The organism is Pusillimonas sp. MFBS29 (genome assembly GCF_020687695.1).
Classification (GTDB): Bacteria; Pseudomonadota; Gammaproteobacteria; order Burkholderiales; family Burkholderiaceae_B; genus Pusillimonas_C.
The window spans coordinates 190,949-208,313 of the sequence record NZ_JAJEWL010000003.1; the positions used below are offsets into that span (position 1 = coordinate 190,949).

Consider the following 17,365-nt stretch of genomic DNA (forward strand, 5'->3'; position numbering starts at 1 on the left):
ATGAAGAGCGCCAACCTGATGCTGCATACACAAACCTCTGTGCCCCCACAATCATTGCTTTCCGCTCTCGCTCGTATTGTGGGCCCACATGGCGTCTTGACAAAACAAGTCGACACCGAGGCATATTCCATCGAACATCGCGGCAACTACCCTGGCCAAGCCTGGGCTGTCGTGCTGCCGCGCACAACCGACGAGGTCAGTGCAGTGGTACGGACTTGCGCAGAACATTGCGTGCGGCTGATCCCTCAGGGTGGCAATACCGGGCTCGTGGGGGGCTCCACACCTGACGACTCAGGCCATGAAATTGTTCTCAGTTTGAAACGCATGAACCGCATCAGGAACATTAGCCCCTTCGACAATGCCATGACGGTCGAAGCCGGTTGCATCCTGCAAAGTGTACAAGAGGCAGCCGCAGCGCAGAATCGAATGTTCCCGCTAACACTTGGTTCGGAAGGCAGCGCAACCATTGGCGGCAATCTTTCCACCAATGCCGGAGGCGACCAGGTTGTACGTTATGGAAACACGCGAGAACAAGTATTGGGACTGGAGGTTGTGCTCGCGGATGGCAGCGTACTGAACGGACTATCAAGCCTGCGCAAAGACAACACCGGGTATGATCTGAAGCACTTATTCATCGGCGGCGAAGGCACATTGGGAATCATCACTGCTGCCACACTGAAACTGTACCCCGTGCCTCGTCAGCAGGCTACTGCGTGGGTTGCGTTGCAAAGTCCTGACAAGGCGGTCGCCCTGCTTGCTGCCTTGGGCGAAGAGCTGGGCGACCGCGTCACGGCTTTCGAAATAATGGCAAGAGAAACCGTGAATCTTGTCCTGACCCATTTTCCGCAAATGCGCGAACCCCTGCCCACAGCAGCACCCTGGGTAGTACTGGTGGAGGTCTCGGAAGCATCCCGGAGCGTGCCAGTACGAGAGGAATTTGAAGCCGCTCTCGTCCAGGCCATAGAGACAGACTGTATTCTGGATGTCGCCCTGGCAGCTTCGGGGCAACAGAGGCAGGCGATGTGGAACATACGCTCCCATATACCGGAAGCCCAGCGCAAGGATGGGCCTTCGCTTAAGCACGATATTTCGGTACCCATATCCCGTATTTCGGAGTTCATAGAAACAGTGGTGCCGCGCATGCAGGCCATCGTCCCCAGCATACGTTGCATCACATTCGGGCATGTTGGCGATGGCAATCTGCATTTCAACCAGAGCAAGCCCAAAGAAATGGCAAAAGAGGAGTTCCTTGCCGCAGCAACAGCAATTCATGAAGTTGTACATGAAACTGCGGCGGCGATTGGCGGATCGATATCGGCCGAGCATGGAATTGGCCGACAGAAACAAGACATTCTGCTCCGGTACAAGGACCCAGTAGCAATACAGATGATGTATTGCATCAAAAACGCCTTGGATCCCAACAATATTTTCAACCCTGGCCGCGTACTGCCACTAAGGCAATCGCTATAGCTAACCCCTTTCATATCAAAAGGTATTGTTCATGCCATCTTCTGTATTCGACTCCGTTAGTATGCAACATCTATGGAGCACCGATGAACTTCGAGCCATATTCTCCGAGGAAAACCGTATCCAGAAATGGCTGGATTTCGAAGCCGCTTTCTCCCAAGCCCAGGCCCGGCTTGGACTGATCCCCCAGGACGCCGCTGACTCGATATCCTCCCATGCGAATGTTGCAAACATCGATATTCCTGCAATGGCTGCGGAAATGCGCAGAATCAAGCATTCGCTCGTTCCCATGCTTAAGCAACTGATTGCACAATGTGGTGATCACGGGCAATGGGTCCACTACGGCCCTACGACCCAGGACGTACTCGACACCGGGACTGTGCTTCAGCTGAAGGAAGCACACGCGATATTCTTGCGGGATCTCAAAGCATGTGCGCGAGAGTTGGCGAGACTGGCGCAAGCCCATCGGGACACTCTGATGGCTGGCCGCACCCACGGCGTTCAGGCCCTGCCGATAACCTTTGGTCATAAATGCGCAATATGGCTGGACGAGGTATCGCGCCATCATGAACGTATGCGTCAAATCGAGCCCCGGTTGTTTGTAGGCATGCTGATCGGCGCCGTGGGAACACAGGCCTCCCTTGGGGCCGAAGCGCGAGAGCTGGAAGAGATGACATGCGCCACGCTGGGCCTGGCAGTACCTGATATAAGCTGGGGACCGGCACGTGACCGGTTTGCCGAATATGCGAACCTGCTGGCAATGGTCGGTGCTACATTTTCCAAAATCGGCAACGAACTCCGAAATCTGCAGCGCAACGAGTTTGCTGAAGTAGAGGAAGGTTTTACAGAAGGCAAGCTTGGGTCTTCCACCATGCCCCACAAGCGCAACCCCACTTCTGCAGAAAATGTGGCCGGACTATCGCGAACTTTGCGATACAACGCAGCCATGATGACCGAAGCCATGGTTCAAGAGCACGAGCGAGATGGCATCGCATGGAAAACAGAATGGAAAGCACTACCGGAGTGCTGCCTGATTGCCGGCGCTATCTTGCTGCAATCACGCAATCTGCTTGCTGGCTTGCGGGTAGATCAGGATGCAATGGCTGCCAATCTAGACATGATGCGCGGTTACCTGCTATCTGAACGGGTCATGCTTGAGTTAGCGAAGAAGGTAGGCAAGGATAATGCCCACGAGTGGGTATATGAAGCATCAATGAGAGGCATTGAGAAAAAAATCGACTTCAGTTCCGCCATGCATGATCACGGCCAGATATCCAAAGTGCTGTCAGACGAGGAAATTGCCGAGCTGACCGATCCCGCTAACTATCTGGGACAAGTCGGTACAAGTATTGACCGAACTCTGGCCAGCCAGAATGCAAGCGGCTGGATGCGCGACGATACAACACAGTCTGCCTGACCTTTTAATCTTTTACTTTTAGTAGCTGAACCAATACAACCATCATGATGCCAATACCATTAATCAACACAACGGATCTGGCGACTCTCCTCCAGGATCAAACAAAAAGAACGGTTATCTGCGATTGCCGTTTCGATCTAGCTGACCCCGAAGCAGGACTTCGGCACTATTCGGCGGGCCATATGCCTGGCGCAGTGCATATCGATCTTGATCGCGTACTTAGCCGCAAGGCGGGGCCCGAACAAGGCCGCCACCCACTACCTGCTCGCGAAGATTTTACGGCAGCTATGGCAGCGGCAGGTGTCAGCAGTGATACATGGGTAGTCTGCTACGACGCTTGTGATTCCATGTATGCATCAAGGCTGTGGTGGATGCTGAGATGGATTGGTCACGCGAAGGTGCTGGTACTTGACGGAGGGCTGAAGGCATGGATGAAATCAGGCGGCCCACTCAGCACAGGCGAGGCGGAAGAACATCCTGCAGGCACACTGACTGTTGGCGAGTCGCTCGTAGACACAATAGATTATGACCAGGTCGTCGAAAACCTGGACTCCAGAACAGCACAAGTTATCGACGCGCGTAGCCCCGAGCGCTTTCGGGGCGAGGGTGAAACCATAGACCCAGTCGGCGGGCATATCCCTGGCGCGGTAAACCGGTTTTTCAAAGATAACTTGCAGCCTGATGGTTGCTTCAAAAGCGCACCAACATTGCGTCAGGAGTTCCTGGCCTACCTCGACGGCCAGGAACCCGCCAAAGTTATCAGTCAGTGTGGTTCGGGTGTCACTGCGTGCCACAATCTTCTGGCCATGGAGATCGCTGGTCTGCATGGCGCCGCGCTTTACCCTGGCTCATGGAGCCAATGGTGCAATACCGCGGGCTCGCCCATCAGCCGCTAGGAGCGTAGTTCTTTGATGAAAACAGACCCTGACATTCTGCCGTTTTTTGACGAAACCACGAATACGGTTACCTATCTAGTCTCGGATCCTGCGACCAACCAAGCCGCCGTAGTCGACCCAGTACTTGACTACGATCATGCCAGCGGCGACACGTCAGCAAAGTCCGCCGATCGCATCCTGCAAACGGCAAGCCAGGCAGGGCTGAAAATCATTTGGGCACTCGAAACCCACGCCCATGCGGATCACCTGAGCGCAGCATCCTACATCAAGCAACGCACGGGCGCACAAATCGCTATTGGTGCGCAAATTCGTGAAGTGCAGACCATTTTTCGGCCAATCTTCAACCTGGACGATGTATCGGAGGATGGTAGTGAGTTCGACAGGCTGTTGATTGATGGCGAAATGCTCATGATCGGTTCCATGCCCGTCGAAATATTGCACACACCCGGACACACCCCCGCATGTGTCTCATACCGGATCGGTAATACGGTATTTGTGGGTGACACGCTATTCATGCCCGATTACGGCACTGCGCGTGCCGATTTCCCCGGTGGCTGCGCCAAGACCTTGTTTTGCTCAATCCGACGCTTGCTAAGCTTGCCGCCAGATACGCGCTTACTTATGTGCCACGATTACAAAGCTCCGGGGCGCAGTAACTACGCTTGGGAATGCACGGTAGAAGAAGCACGCAAGCACAACATTCATGTGCATGACCAAGTAACTGAACAGGAGTTCGTTACCATGCGACAAGAACGCGACAAGACCCTGCGCACGCCATCCCTGCTTTTGCCATCCGTTCAAGTCAACATACGAGCCGGCCGCTTCCCCAAAGCAGAATCCAACGGCGTTGTTTACTTGAAAGTTCCGGTGCGCCTGATGCGGGAGGCCTCGATTTAATGGGACACCCCTTGAAGATATGCTGCCAACGAAAGCTATGGACGTACGTTACATACACCTGACGAAACACGACCGATCCGTTCAGCCCGCTAATCCCTGGAAAACGGCTTCCCATCGAAATCCACGGTGACCAGATTACCGTCCAGCTCGCCCATGCCGGGTGCATTCAAGGGCATTCCTGGGGCGGACACGCCCTTCACCGAGGCGTTCGCCAGGAGCTTGTCTACTACGTTTGCCGGAACATGGCCTTCAACAAGCTGGCCTGTGCCTTCCAGCACGCCCGTATGACAGGAGGCAAGCTCCATGGGTATGCCCAATTCCTGTTTGATCGACGCCATGCGATTGGTTTTGATCGCTTTCACTTGGAACCCCGCATCACGCATGTGATCGACCCAGCCGGAACAACAGCCGCAATTGGGATCCTGGTAAACCGTAATGGCGCGGTCGGTTGCGTGAACAGCCGATGACGCCACCGCAAGCGCAGCCATGGCAAGCCATACTTTCATGAAAAAGCTCCACATAAATTCAATCCTGTAACTTTCAGGACCACAGCATAACTATATCGCTTTAATTCGCAGCTCTTGAGCAACTTGATCTGCTGCGTCGCAATATCAATCCCCGGTAGCCTGACGCCCGGATTGTGGGTACATTCAGCTCATATAGTCTGACCTAATATTAGCCGCTTGCACGGGAGAGACATGGAAACCAGTGATCAGAAAAAATTCGATATCGCTGTAATAGGCGGCGGCGTGATCGGGTCCTCGGTTGCTTATTTCTTGCTCAAGCAAGATCCGCAGCTGTCTGTGTGTGTGATAGAGCCCGACTCTACTTACGAATATGCATCGGCACTGCGATCTTCCGGAGGCTGCCGTGTGCAATTCACCGGTGAAGAGAACATTGCAATGTCATTGTTCAGTATCGACTTCATCAAGCAGTTCGACGAGCACATGTCAACGGCCAGGCATTCCGCGCACGTAGACTGGGTGGAAGGCGGTTATCTGTTCATCGTTCCTCCCGAACACGCGGCACAGCTAGAGAAAAACGTGGTTCTACAACGCGCCCAGGGCGCCACGGTCGACTTGCTTTCTTCACCCGAGCTTAAGGCAAAGTTTCCCGCCATGTATGTGGACGATTTGGGCGCCGGCGCTCATACCCCACACGACGGTTGGTGTGATCCAAATGGCCTATTGTGGGGATTTCGCCGCAAAGCGGTTGAGCTTGGCGCGACCTACATTGAAGGGAGGGTCGTCGATGCCGAAGTGACAAACTCCAGGGCGGTTTCCGTTCGGCTCGATCAAGGCGAAACCGTACATGCCGAGGCCTTCGTTAATGCAACGGGCGCGTGGTCTGGCGATGTCGCGCAACTCTTTGGCATGACACTGCCAATTTCTCCGGTGCGCCGATTCGAACACTATTTCACCCCGGGCACTCCGGTTGGTCATTTGCCTTATGTTAAAGACCTTTCCCGACTGGCATTTCGGTCAGAGGGGCAAGGTTATTCCGGCGGCCTGGTCGATGGCGACGTGGCACGTGGATACCGCTTCGATATAGATCACGACTACTTCGAGAACGTTGTTTGGCCTGCCGTAGCTCATCGTTTTCCCGCCTTTGAAGCGGCAAAATGTCACCGCACCTGGTCGGGTCTGTACGAAGTGAATGAGCTCGATGGAAATGCAGTCATCGGTGCCTGGAACACGAGGCTGCCCAACCTGTACACGGTGGCGGGTTTCTCCGGGCACGGCATGATGCACGCGCCGGCAGCGGGACGAGGTATCGCCGAGCTCATTATCAGGGGCCGCTACGAAACGATCGATCTGACGCGTTTGGGTTACGAGCGGGTGGAAAAGCATCAACCCTATCCCGAGCTGGGCATTCTTTAGAACGGTAGTCCAAGGCCTGAGTGGCAGGTATCAGGCGGTGATTTCTGGGCCATTTTCCATTTTGCTCATCACAATGAAATGGGTGATTTGAAGTCGGGTCCTGGAGCCACCGACCAAGTCACTGACCAACTCACTGATGAGATTTCTCGCCTGATGGTGGTGATGCAGGGCGAAATGACTCGCAATGAATTACAATATTGCCTGGGTCTGGAGCATTCGCCGCACTTTCGTAATGCTTACCTTAATCCTGCGCTGAATGCGGGCTTTATCGAAATGACCATCCCTGAAAAGCCCAACAGCCGTTTACAGCGCTACCGCCTGACCACGCGGGGGAAGAATCTGATTGGTCATTTTAGATAACAGCGTCGCAGCAACTCAATCTCGTCCAAACATAGTCCGCATCACTGGTATTGGCAGTCGTTTGATTCAAGCAAACCATGCAATCATCGCCGTTCGGACTTGGTCTTGCCTAGTGTCAGTAGGGCAACCCCTGTAGCGATCAGGGCAGCCCCCGGCATCAGACCTTCGGGTGCTGCTTCGCCTTGCAGAAATATGGCGACGGGCACGCCCACAAGGGCGCCAACAGACCCCAGCAAGCTCAGCAGCACCGGCCCGCCTGTTTTCTGCAGCATGAACAGCAGCAGAAACATGCCTGCAAAGACGACCGACTGCGTGGCGATCAGGACCAGCGGCAAGCTATCGTGCATAGGCACCGCGAGCGAGAATCCGGGCAGCAAACCAACGCTCAGCAACATCAATGCAGCCGCAACCAGCATCCCTGGCGCCAGCGCATCGGGGGATGCTCCGGTGGGCCAGCGCAGTGTCCGGTAGAGATTGCCGATGGCCAACAGAACCGGACCGGCAAGTGCAAGGAGAATCCAGAATCCATCCGCATCGGGGGCGGAAAACTTGCCTACTGCCAGAACAATGGCGCCGGCCAGCGCCGCCGCCACCCCGGCCGCGCGCATCATTTTGAACCGTTCCATCTGCAGTGCGAGCGCTCCCACATAGGTCAATAACGGAGGCAGTGAGATGATCAGGGCGACAAAGCTCGCGCCTACATGCGGGATGGCTGAAAAGAAAATCAGATTGGAGCCGGCTACTCCCACCAGTGCAGACACGGCATAGTATTTAAGTGCCCGCACATTGACCGGCGGCAGATCCCGACGTAGCGCCGACACAGTCATCAGGACCAGGGCCGCACCGATGATTGACCAACACAGAAACGCCAGTGGCGACAGGTGCACCTCACCCGCAAGCTTTGCCAGATTCGTGGACAACCCCAGCAATGAACCGCCGGCCAGAAGACATAACAACGGCAGCAACCAATTCCTTTCACGAGCGACTTTGTGCGCTTTAACCATAAAACCCGACATATTCAAGCTCTTTGCAGACTACCTTGACATCAAGATACCGTCCCATTAATCTTGATGTCAAGATAAATTAATAAAAGAACAGGTGCCATGGATCAAGTCGACAGAATTCTCACGCAATGGCAGCAAGAACGCCCTGACCTGAAGGTTTCTCCAATGGGTACGATCGGACGCATCAAGCGACTAAATCAGTACTTGGTCCGCGGCATGGAAAAAACATGGTCGGCACACGGCTTGAATGCGGCCAGTTTCGACGTCCTGGCGACTCTACGCCGGGCTGGCCCGCCCTATACGCTATCACCGGGAGATTTGATAACTTCAACCATGGTGACCTCGGGCACGATGACGCATCGTATCGACCAGTTGGAAAAGATCGGGCTGGTCAAGCGCGTCAGAGATCCAAACGATGGCCGCAGTTTTCTGATTTCTCTTTCTCCGAAAGGGCGGAAAGTCATCAACGGGGCCGTCACGGCCCACGTCGAAACGCAGAGAAAACTGGTGGCCAGCCTTACAGATAGGCAGCGTGCTCAACTGGATGATCTGCTTAGGCAGTTCCTGACTGGATTTGAGGGCGCCGACAACTGCACCAACCAGCCAGCCAGTGAGCCAACGCCCGGCCTGCTACCTCGCGAAAGGTGATCTGTCGCTACCGGGCAAGGTTAACCAGTGATAGCGGCATCCTTTGCAACTATCTGCAGCGGCTCAGGCAAGGTTTTGAGGCTTTCCCTGAAAAAGCGTCGTTGCCCTGAGCCCAAATCTTGCACTACGCGTGCAAGCCGCTCCACCGCAGCGAAAACCTGATGGCTCAGCCCCTCGCTGTGAGTGCGAAACCACACAAACTCCAGCAGCAGGTTGGCTACTTGATGAGCCCCGTAGAAAACCCGGCCTGCATCGTTTTCTTCAAGCGTGAAGGCAGCAACATTCGACCAGTCGTCGTAGCCCTTGGCACGAGAAAACGCGGCTTGGAACGGCTTGACTGCCTCTAGCATTTTGCCAACAGGAAGGGGCGACTGCGCTTGAAAGCGCTTCAAGTCTCCGCTTTTGTCGTCACAGTGGCCACGAGCGATACGGAGTACAAATACTGTATTCCAGGCAGAGCTTCCGCCAACACCAAAGCGGTCACATATCCATTCGGATAGCCCCAGCCAGCGCAGCGATAATCCTTGCACCGTCTGAACATCCTGGTCGTTGAGTACAGCAAGCAGTCGCTGCTGCCAAAATAACCACAAAGTCCATCCAATGTTTGCCGCCACATCCTGAGCGGCCTCGACAGAGTCCGCCTCGTAGGCGGCCTGGAGTGCCTCTGACAGGGCACTAAGCGCCTTCTCGGCCTCATTCATTCTCGAGACTCGATCAGCATTTTTGTCCTCGAGAGCGCTGCCTTTGTGCAGCAAGGCGCGCAAATTCAGGTATTCGAAGCGCACGCGAGGGTTATAGCGAATTACGGGCGCCAGAAGCGGGTCTGATGCTAACCGGTCCAATCCGGCATGAGCTTGCCTGATTTCCCCGCGCGCATAGCTATTCCAGGCTGAAGCGACCGACGCCATGGCCGACAAAGTAGGCATGGAAGGGCCGACAAATTCGGACTGGAGAATACGCTCAAGTCTTTTCAATGCGGCCTCGCTGCGCCTTACGTTACCGTGACGTCGCCATGCGAGACTCTCTTTGAGTATGGCCAACGCGCGCTGAAAGTCGTCCAGCGCCGTTCGGTCGGCTGCCCGATAGCTCGCAGCCCAACTCATACCAGTCGTCGTCATGCCATCCCGCGCAAGCCGCATGGCCTGGGTCAGATGATTCCAGTAGTCCCCATCCTGGGTCACATATTGCAGAAGATCTGCGCGCCGGGGTATATATCCCTTCAGACCCAGAAAGCTCGCCACGAGGTCCAGGCTTGCAGGCTCCTCACCGCGGCGGCAAAGCACCATATCGGCCTGCGCTTGCGTGATCCAGAATGGTCCCTGACTGCGACATGACGAATTGAGTAGTGCAGGGGGAAGGTCAATGGAGTTTCCCCACCCCACCTCGATACCCCACGTTGCAAAATCACGAAACGCGCGGGACACAAACATGCGAAGGTTCGTGCTGCCTGGGTATCGAGCCTGCAATGACGACGCCGGCACAAATACCTCTCCGGTTTTCTGTGCGTACCAAACTCTTAACAGCAACCAAACCGACTGATTCCGCGCAGGGATGCCGTTCACAAGAAGTGGACGACCTAGATCGATTTGGATTTTTCGTGTCATTCCGCGATGTTACAGCAGTTACGGCGATCTGATTGAACCTCATGAAACGGGAGTGACCTGTCCCGGCTTTTTCGATCCAAGGTAACTTGAGATAATGGCCTCTTCGATAGCGAGAGGCAAATGAAGAAGACGCGATACAGCGACGAGCAGATCGTCAGGATCCTGCGCGAGACCGACAAGGACACTGTAGCCGAGGTAGCCAAGCGCCACGGTGTGAGTGAGGCGACGATCTACGCGTGGCGCAAAAAGTTCGGCAGCATGGAGACCGACGAAGTCAAACGGCTCAAAGCGTTGGAAGGCGAGAATGCCAGGCTGCGCAAGCTGCTGGTTGACCGGGAGCTCGAAATCGACGTCATGAAGGAGATCAACGCAAAAAAGTGGTGAGCGTGCAGGCCCGGCTTGATCAGGCCAGATATGCCATTTCCCGTGGTGTATCGCAACGCCGGGCCTGTGCGCTGATGGATGTTTCCCGTTCCGGTTTGTATTACACGCTGAGGATGCCCGTGAAGGACGCTCCCGTCATTGAGGCAATGCGACGCCTCTCAGGACAATACCCACGATTTGGTTCGCGCCGTATCCGTATATTTCTAGGTCGCGAAGGACTCCATGTCGGTCAGGAGCGCTGTTCGCGCCTGTGGCGCGAAACGGGTCTTCAGGTGCCTGCCAAACGCAAGCGGCGCCGGGTAGCGGCCTCGCACCCCCGGCCTTGTCTGCCCACCGGCAAAAACAGTGTCTGGAGCTACGATTTCGTGTATGACGCCTGCGCCAATGGTCAGACACTGAAATGCCTGACGGTGGTCGATGAGTACACGCGAGAATGCCTGGCGATTGATGTGGCCGGCAGTATCCGGGCGGCACGCGTCATTGAGGTATTGAGCCGCTTGGTAAGCCTTCATGGGGCTCCGAAATATCTACGAAGCGATAACGTACTAAATGCAAGACCCTGATTGGCAAAACACAACAGCCATCCTGCGCGGGCTTTACGCCAGCGTTACAAAAAAAGAGCATCCAGCACTTCCCAGCCATTTCCGCTTATATGGGTCCGAGCAGCTCACCATAGTAGAAACAAGATCCTGGCGAGATTCGCAGGTCTTCACTGTACTTAAAACAGCTTGAGGGCCCAGCGGAAGGTCCAAGCATTATCTACGAGGTCAGTGATACGGCGCTGCCTCCACGGCCCTACTGAGAGGGATCGATCCGCTGGGTAAGCTTTGTTCGTAAAAACGTTGATACGGTTGGCCCGACTTGATAATGCTGTACGCAACACGGGCCATTTTTGCTGCGACAGCGGTCAGCGCCTTCCGACGCAGATCGGCGTTTCCCGGATCTGAACGGATATAGCGGTCATACTTGTCCTTGAAGGCGTTCTCACGAAGGCGGATAGCCACCTGTCCGGCCATCCAGAACGCGAGTCGCAAACGTGCATTACCCCGTTTGGACAGCTGCTCACGTCCACGTTGAGAGCCGGACTGCAGTTTCGCCAGATCAAAGCCACAGTACTTCAAGAATTGTCGGTGATGGGCGAAACGTCTGATATCGCCGACTTCTGCAAGTACTGTTAACGCAATGATTGGGCCAATGCCGGGCAGGCTGATCAATTGCTCGTAATCTTTGTTTGAGGTCAAAACCTCCTGGGCGCATTGCTCGAGGCTGCGTCGCAGCTCATTCAGATGTTGAGCTTGGCGCAACGACATCCGAAACGTCTCCACAGCCAAACAGTCTGGTGCATGCGGCAAAGCTGCCGAGTGTTCAGCCATCTGCCAGATTTCGGTTAACTTGGCGGTCTTTTCCACCTTTCTGCCGACTAATTCCCAGGCCTGCTTGATGAATGCTTCCTTCGACAGTCGTCGGACGTGGGCAGGCGTTGGGAACTCCAGCATAAATCTGAGCCACCACTCGATCCGTGTGGTCTGCCAATATCGCTGCATTTCAGGAAAGTACAGCGGTAGGTGGTGATTGACAATGGCGTGCAAGACCTTAGTTCTAGCGCGAGTGACTTGATAGTATGTCTTGGATAGCTCTTGCAGATCGTGATGCCCTGCGACCATGGGGTCAACATACCGCATCACCATGCCATGCTTGAGCATATCCAGAATGATCGAAGCATCCTTGGGGTCGTTTTTGTCCCAGGAGTTAAATTTCGCTTCACGATATCGGGACTGAGCGACAGAGGAGACAATGACCACCTCCACACCCGCCTGAATCAGGCGGTGTGCAATCGGGCGATGGTAGTCACCCGTGGGTTCGAGCGCGGCACGCCAAACTCCTGCTGTGGCGTTGATGAAATGCACCAAACGATCAAAGTCCTGTGCGCTATTCGTCATCTTGAAACGGCGTTGCTCGCCGCTAGCCAACTCAATGAAAACGGCATTGAATCGTCTGGCTATGTCGATCGCGAGCAGATGCGGTTTAGTCGTAGTATGTGTAATGTCAGCCATCTTGGTGTCCTCCGCAGGTCCTAGAGAAACCTAAGGATGCCTGTCACCTTGTTTGGCTGACAATCATTCTGCACTTACTATGGCCCGGAATTTGTGAGCACTCAATTACTGCAATGGGCTGTGAGCGAGCAACTGGAAACGGTACTGATCGAGCCAGGAAAACCCTGGCAAAACGGTACCAACGAAAGCTTTAACGGAAAATTCCGGGATGAATGCTTGTCCATGGAATGGTTCCGCAACCGCCTGGAGGCCAGGATCATCATCGATGACTGGCGCCGCCACTACAATGAGATCCGACCGCATTCCAGCTTGAATTACCTGACCCCACGGCAGTTCGTGGGAACACTAAGCAATCAATTAACCAACCCGGCCGGAATCTCTAGTTGCCACTGGTAGGAAATTCCCGGACAGGTCAGCACTCTATAAATCAATTTTTCTGCCATCACCGAATCAATAATTAACAACTAAAAAAAAACGTAATGTTTGATTGTAATCGTTTACATAGGAATGCACGTCCGAAATTTAATCCATCCGCCGTGGTCAAAGAGTAGGACGCCGATTCTGGATACGGTCGCTGCACGACCATACAGACAGCCGTTTTCGATCACGGCATCGTAGGGGCGACAAGTCCAGCCATCACCGGGGGGTACAACATCACCTTGTGCATTCCGTGCAATCGCGGGGCCGTTATTACTGTAGCGTCGGCGCGCAATCAGGTTGGTAATGGGCTGCATGCCATAGTCGCTGACCCGGGTTGCCGGAACAGCGTGTCTTTCGACGGCCCAGCCCAGTTGTTCCAGAGCCGTGGCCACGGCATCGGCGTGCGGGGCATTCTCGCCAAGCGGAGTATTGGTCTGTATGCGGACCAGATCTTGCAAAAAAGCGACCTGTTAGTCGAAATGGTCGTCGATCCAGTCGACCAAGTTCTTTGAAGCGGTTGTCGCCATATTTTTTTCTCCTTGCAGCGTAAACGACCGAGCTCGCTCAGCGATTGAAGAGACCATTGTTTCCTTTAACGTACATATTGTGCCCTACATGATATTGATACGCATTGTGCCGATTTCTATGATGACGTTATCCAGCGGCGTACTGACAGAGCGTTCTCCTGACAAAACGCTGCTTAAGCGTAAAGATACAACGGAGATAACTTCATGCCCTACGTCGTGACCGAAAACTGTATTAAGTGCAAATACATGGACTGTGTCGAGGTTTGTCCGGTGGATTGCTTTCATGAAGGTGAAAGCATGTTGGTCATTGATCCCCTTGTCTGTATCGATTGTGGCGTTTGTGTACCTGAATGCCCGGCAAAAGCGATCAAGCCTGACGTTGATGAAACGACAGCGCCGTGGGGACACTTCAACAGCAAGTACGCATCAATCTGGCCAAACATTAGCTATAAGACGCCACCAAACCCAGACGCCGAAGAGTGGAATGGAGTATCTGGAAAACTGGAAACCGCATTTGGTACTAATGATCCTTGGACAGCATAGGAGAAAACATGGCTGCTCACACACCCGAAACGATTCTTTCAGTGGAACATTGGAACGATTCTTTATTCAGCTTTCGTACGACACGCTCATCGTCCCTACGTTTTGATAGCGGGCATTTCCTGATGGTGGGGCTGCCCAATGGCGAAAGGCCATTACTGCGTGCCTACAGCATTGTAAGCGCAACCTATGACCCTTATCTGGAATTCCTGAGCATTAAAGTACCGAACGGCCCCCTGACCTCACGTCTGCAACATATCAAGGTCGGTGACGAAATCCTGGTCAGTCAGAAAGCCGTTGGTACCTTGGTCGTTGATGACCTTCTTCCAGGTAAAAACATCTATTTACTCGCGACGGGAACCGGACTGGCACCGTTTCTAAGCATCATCAAACAACCCGAAATCTACGATCGTTTTGAAAAGGTCGTGCTTGTGCATGGTGTACGACACGTCAGTGACCTGGCGTACGAAAACACAATTCGGGCTGAACTGCATGAGCACCCGCTGGTCGGCGAACAGGTGCAAGAACAACTGATATACGTGCCCACTGTGACCCAGGAAGACTTTCACACCCAGGGGCGCATTACGAGTCTGATTGAAAACGGGAAGCTTAGCAGCCTAAGCGGGTTACCTAAGCTGAATCCGGACACTGATCGTGTCATGCTTTGCGGCAGCGTCGGCATGCTGCAGGATCTTACCGAGCTGCTGGAAAGCAAAGGATTCAAGCCTTCTGAACAGCGCGGCGTGGCAGGTCATTTTGTAATCGAAAAAGCATTCGCAGAACAATAATCATTACACCAGACGTAACGATCTGGACTGATATGAAATTGATTACCCCCGGACTTTAAGACTACAGTCCGTTTAACGTTCATGGACACTACCTGGAGCGAGACAGACATGACAGAAGCAATTAGTAGGGTCAAGCCCGCTGAGAATCCCTTGACGATGGAGACCTTTGTTAACCAGACTCTGGATGACATTTTTTCGGCATGCACCCGCTGCGGACGTTGCGTTGAAGTATGCCCCACTGTCCCATTTTCCGGGCTTTCCGATGCCGCTCCAAAAGATGTGATATCTGATGTGCTGAGCTCGCTGCGTGACGATGTCACCATGTCGGCCGACGCAGACAAATGGATCAGCACCTGTAACGGCTGTGGCGACTGTATTCCAGCATGCCCTGAAGACATCAATGTCAGGCAACTGATCAGCATGGCCAACTCAAAAGTTGCCAAAAACAAAGACAAAACACCTTACGCCTTTCGCAAGATGGCGCGTGCCATTCGCATAATGGTTGGAATGCAACTGATCCCGGACGACGTCGCGCGCCTGCTCAGGCCCAAAGCGGTTCGTGATGCAGACGTTATTTTCTATACAGGCTGTAATCCGATCCGCACCCCGCATGTCTTGTTTAACGTAATGACAATGCTGGACGAGCTTGATGTCGACTACGAAGTCATGGGCGGAACATCGGCGTGTTGCGGCGTCGTGCACTCGAAGTGGGAGGGCGACCTCAAGACGGGTGGGCGTGTCACCGAACGGACGCTGCATAAATTTGGTGATTTCAAGCCACAAAAGGTGTTGAACTGGTGCCCAACCTGTCAGATACACCTGACAGAAACACTGAAAGGTTATCGTAAAGTCGAGTTCAGCTTCGACCACATCACCAAATTTTTACTTGAACGCGAAGAAGAACTGATTTCCCGCTTCACGACTCCGGTCAACATGCAGGTTGCCGTGCACACGCACAGCGGCGTCCCTGAAGTCGGGGCCGCGGTAATGCGCTTGCTACGCGCCGTACCCGGCCTGACGATAGTCGAAGAACTGCAGGAACCCGCTTATATGTGTGGTGCATCAGGTTCTGAAAAAGCACTGGAAATGAAGGAGCATTATCGTGCCAAGACGGTAGAACGGAGCAAATGTAACGACATCGACGCCCTCGTCACTTTGTATCATGCCTGTCATTTACAACTGTCATCAGACGGCCGTAAACATGGCTTCCAGACGATTAACTACACCGACATTCTTGTCCGTGCGATGGGTCTTGAGCCCTGTCCGGATACCGTAGAGCCCTATCGGGCCATTGGCGACTGGGAACAGATGGTACATGAGGCGAAACCCTATCTGGAAGCCAACAACATTGATATCGACACGGAAGAGCTCATCGCTGTTCTGCCCGAAGTATTCACGTCCGCCGAGTTTAAGGGTGGGCTGTGTCGTTTTGCACCACAGGCTTAGTAGCAATGACATGAAGTAGTATTTTTAGACCGGAAGGCATACAACAATAAGGAGACATCATGGATCGCCGTAATTTTATAATAAGCAGCGCGGCCGTCGCAGCCGGATTCGCCCGGCCAAGCTTAGCAGCATTAACTACATTCCCGTCACAAACTATCACGATGTACTGCCCGTTCACGGCAGGCGGCGCCACAGACGCCATCATGCGTCTGATCGCAAACTCGATGGCAAAAACACTCGATACGCCGGTCATTATCGCGAACAAGCCCGGCGCCGGGGGTACGTTAACTGCAACAACCATTCGCAATGCAAAACCTGACGGCTATACGCTGACGCAGGTTCCCATCGGGATGGTCCGCATGCCTCATATGCAGGCCAAGCCTACATACGATTTCACTGAAGACTTCACCTTTATCTGCAACGTAACCGGGTACACCCTGGGGCTGATCGTGCCGGCAAACTCGCCGTTCCATTCGGTCCAAGATGTTGTGGACTATGCCAAGAAAAATCCGGGTGCTCTAAATTACGCGTCAACGGGTGTTGCCGCATCCCCCAACCTTCTGTTCGCGAACTTTGCTCAACTGGCCGACGTGGACGTCAACCACATCCCGTATAAAGGGGATGCTGACATGCTGGTTGCCGTACTGGGCGAACACGTGGACGTCGGCACCGGCACAGCCACTTTTGCGCCTCACGTTGATGCCGGAAAGGTACGCTTGCTTGCCACATACGGCGAGAAACGCTCTGAACGCTGGCCTGATGTGCCCACGCTGAAAGAGCTGGGCTATGACATCGTTTCGGAATCACCATGGGGTATTGCAGGGCCAAAAGGCATGGATCCGGAAACCGTTCAGGTGCTAGCCGATGCAATCGAAACATCGCTGAAAGAACAGCGTGTGCTTGACGCACTAGGTGAATATGTAAAACCCGTCCTTTATATCCCACCTAAAGAATATGCCACATGGGTCCAAGAACTCTATAAAAGCGAAGAAGAACTGATCAATCGACTCGGGCTTGCCAACACTCTATAGCT

The 17,365-nt window shown here is 53.9% G+C and carries 16 protein-coding genes and 2 pseudogenes; 13 read left to right on the plus strand and 5 right to left on the minus strand.

The window, feature by feature from the left end:
- The first annotated feature begins 96 nt into the window (after nt 1-96).
- Genes LKR43_RS05930 through LKR43_RS05945 form a run of 4 tightly spaced genes read left to right on the plus strand, consistent with a single transcriptional unit; the run spans nt 97 to nt 4,677 of the window.
- Nucleotides 97-1,470, plus strand: coding sequence for an FAD-binding oxidoreductase (locus LKR43_RS05930; RefSeq protein ID WP_227683057.1), 1,374 nt, complete (start codon nt 97-99; stop codon nt 1,468-1,470).
- A gap of 31 nt (nt 1,471-1,501) precedes the next feature.
- The gene (gene purB / locus LKR43_RS05935) at nt 1,502-2,884 is read left to right on the plus strand and encodes an adenylosuccinate lyase (protein WP_227683058.1); all 1,383 of its coding nucleotides are present in this window, start codon (nt 1,502-1,504) and stop codon (nt 2,882-2,884) included.
- Nucleotides 2,885-2,931: 47 nt separating this feature from the next.
- Entirely contained in the window at nt 2,932-3,780 is an 849-nt protein-coding gene (locus tag LKR43_RS05940) for a sulfurtransferase (RefSeq protein WP_227683322.1), read from the plus strand.
- Between the two features lie 15 nt (nt 3,781-3,795).
- Entirely contained in the window at nt 3,796-4,677 is an 882-nt protein-coding gene (locus tag LKR43_RS05945) for an MBL fold metallo-hydrolase (protein WP_227683060.1), read from the plus strand.
- A gap of 89 nt (nt 4,678-4,766) precedes the next feature.
- Here LKR43_RS05945 and LKR43_RS05950 read toward each other — a convergent pair whose 3' ends face one another.
- On the minus strand, nt 4,767-5,183 hold the full coding sequence (locus tag LKR43_RS05950) for a DUF411 domain-containing protein (protein ID WP_227683061.1): 417 nt from the start codon (nt 5,181-5,183) through the stop codon (nt 4,767-4,769).
- A gap of 192 nt (nt 5,184-5,375) precedes the next feature.
- Between LKR43_RS05950 and LKR43_RS05955 the strand changes: the two genes are divergently transcribed.
- Both LKR43_RS05955 and LKR43_RS05960 read left to right on the plus strand, forming a co-directional pair.
- Entirely contained in the window at nt 5,376-6,557 is a 1,182-nt protein-coding gene (locus tag LKR43_RS05955; RefSeq protein ID WP_227683062.1) for an FAD-binding oxidoreductase, read from the plus strand.
- A 78-nt stretch (nt 6,558-6,635) separates the two neighbouring features.
- On the plus strand, nt 6,636-6,917 hold the full coding sequence (locus LKR43_RS05960; RefSeq protein ID WP_227683063.1) for a Fic family protein: 282 nt from the start codon (nt 6,636-6,638) through the stop codon (nt 6,915-6,917).
- Between the two features lie 83 nt (nt 6,918-7,000).
- On the opposite strand, the gene LKR43_RS05965 is transcribed toward LKR43_RS05960, so the two are convergent.
- Entirely contained in the window at nt 7,001-7,882 is an 882-nt protein-coding gene (locus tag LKR43_RS05965; protein WP_227683064.1) for a DMT family transporter, read from the minus strand.
- 138 nt (nt 7,883-8,020) lie between these two features.
- On the opposite strand from LKR43_RS05965, the gene LKR43_RS05970 reads away from it, so the two are divergent.
- Nucleotides 8,021-8,569 (plus strand): MarR family winged helix-turn-helix transcriptional regulator, encoded by a 549-nt coding sequence (locus tag LKR43_RS05970; protein WP_227683065.1) that lies wholly within the window; start codon nt 8,021-8,023, stop codon nt 8,567-8,569.
- Between the two features lie 20 nt (nt 8,570-8,589).
- Here LKR43_RS05970 and LKR43_RS05975 read toward each other — a convergent pair whose 3' ends face one another.
- The gene (locus tag LKR43_RS05975; protein ID WP_227683066.1) at nt 8,590-10,173 is read right to left on the minus strand and encodes a hypothetical protein; all 1,584 of its coding nucleotides are present in this window, start codon (nt 10,171-10,173) and stop codon (nt 8,590-8,592) included.
- Between the two features lie 120 nt (nt 10,174-10,293).
- Between LKR43_RS05975 and LKR43_RS05980 the strand changes: the two are divergent.
- Nucleotides 10,294-11,099 (plus strand): annotated as a pseudogene (locus LKR43_RS05980) (IS3 family transposase); the annotation flags it as partial.
- Nucleotides 11,100-11,324: 225 nt separating this feature from the next.
- Here LKR43_RS05980 and LKR43_RS05985 read toward each other — a convergent pair.
- Nucleotides 11,325-12,611 (minus strand): IS110 family transposase, encoded by a 1,287-nt coding sequence (locus LKR43_RS05985; protein ID WP_227683067.1) that lies wholly within the window; start codon nt 12,609-12,611, stop codon nt 11,325-11,327.
- 81 nt (nt 12,612-12,692) lie between these two features.
- Between LKR43_RS05985 and LKR43_RS05990 the strand changes: the two are divergent.
- Nucleotides 12,693-13,007: pseudogene (locus LKR43_RS05990) on the plus strand (integrase core domain-containing protein); the annotation flags it as partial.
- A gap of 101 nt (nt 13,008-13,108) precedes the next feature.
- On the opposite strand, the gene LKR43_RS05995 reads toward LKR43_RS05990, so the two are convergent.
- Entirely contained in the window at nt 13,109-13,489 is a 381-nt protein-coding gene (locus LKR43_RS05995) for a hypothetical protein (protein ID WP_370632073.1), read from the minus strand.
- A gap of 273 nt (nt 13,490-13,762) precedes the next feature.
- Between LKR43_RS05995 and fdxA the strand changes: the two genes are divergently transcribed.
- The 4 genes from fdxA (at nt 13,763) to LKR43_RS06015 (ending at nt 17,363) form a co-directional block, all read left to right on the plus strand.
- Nucleotides 13,763-14,101, plus strand: a complete 339-nt coding sequence (gene fdxA / locus LKR43_RS06000) for a ferredoxin FdxA (RefSeq protein ID WP_227683069.1) — start codon at nt 13,763-13,765, stop codon at nt 14,099-14,101.
- 8 nt (nt 14,102-14,109) lie between these two features.
- Entirely contained in the window at nt 14,110-14,886 is a 777-nt protein-coding gene (locus LKR43_RS06005) for a ferredoxin--NADP reductase (RefSeq protein ID WP_227683070.1), read from the plus strand.
- A 108-nt stretch (nt 14,887-14,994) separates the two neighbouring features.
- On the plus strand, nt 14,995-16,332 hold the full coding sequence (locus tag LKR43_RS06010; RefSeq protein ID WP_227683072.1) for a (Fe-S)-binding protein: 1,338 nt from the start codon (nt 14,995-14,997) through the stop codon (nt 16,330-16,332).
- A 59-nt stretch (nt 16,333-16,391) separates the two neighbouring features.
- Nucleotides 16,392-17,363 carry a tripartite tricarboxylate transporter substrate binding protein gene (locus LKR43_RS06015; RefSeq protein ID WP_227683074.1) on the plus strand — a complete coding sequence of 324 codons (972 nt, stop codon included), beginning with the start codon at nt 16,392-16,394 and terminating at the stop codon, nt 17,361-17,363.
- Nucleotides 17,364-17,365 lie beyond the last annotated feature (2 nt).

Coding starts and splice junctions, on each gene's coding strand:
- purB (WP_227683058.1), top strand. CDS start 1,502: ATGCCATCTTCTGTATTCGACTCCGTTAGTATGCAACATCTATGGAGC.
- LKR43_RS05940 (WP_227683322.1), top strand. CDS start 2,932: ATGCCAATACCATTAATCAACACAACGGATCTGGCGACTCTCCTCCAG.
- LKR43_RS05945 (WP_227683060.1), top strand. CDS start 3,796: ATGAAAACAGACCCTGACATTCTGCCGTTTTTTGACGAAACCACGAAT.
- LKR43_RS05950 (WP_227683061.1), bottom strand. CDS start 5,183: ATGAAAGTATGGCTTGCCATGGCTGCGCTTGCGGTGGCGTCATCGGCT.
- LKR43_RS05955 (WP_227683062.1), top strand. CDS start 5,376: ATGGAAACCAGTGATCAGAAAAAATTCGATATCGCTGTAATAGGCGGC.
- LKR43_RS05960 (WP_227683063.1), top strand. CDS start 6,636: ATGGGTGATTTGAAGTCGGGTCCTGGAGCCACCGACCAAGTCACTGAC.
- LKR43_RS05970 (WP_227683065.1), top strand. CDS start 8,021: ATGGATCAAGTCGACAGAATTCTCACGCAATGGCAGCAAGAACGCCCT.
- LKR43_RS05975 (WP_227683066.1), bottom strand. CDS start 10,173: ATGACACGAAAAATCCAAATCGATCTAGGTCGTCCACTTCTTGTGAAC.
- LKR43_RS05985 (WP_227683067.1), bottom strand. CDS start 12,611: ATGGCTGACATTACACATACTACGACTAAACCGCATCTGCTCGCGATC.
- fdxA (WP_227683069.1), top strand. CDS start 13,763: ATGCCCTACGTCGTGACCGAAAACTGTATTAAGTGCAAATACATGGAC.
- LKR43_RS06005 (WP_227683070.1), top strand. CDS start 14,110: ATGGCTGCTCACACACCCGAAACGATTCTTTCAGTGGAACATTGGAAC.
- LKR43_RS06010 (WP_227683072.1), top strand. CDS start 14,995: ATGACAGAAGCAATTAGTAGGGTCAAGCCCGCTGAGAATCCCTTGACG.
- LKR43_RS06015 (WP_227683074.1), top strand. CDS start 16,392: ATGGATCGCCGTAATTTTATAATAAGCAGCGCGGCCGTCGCAGCCGGA.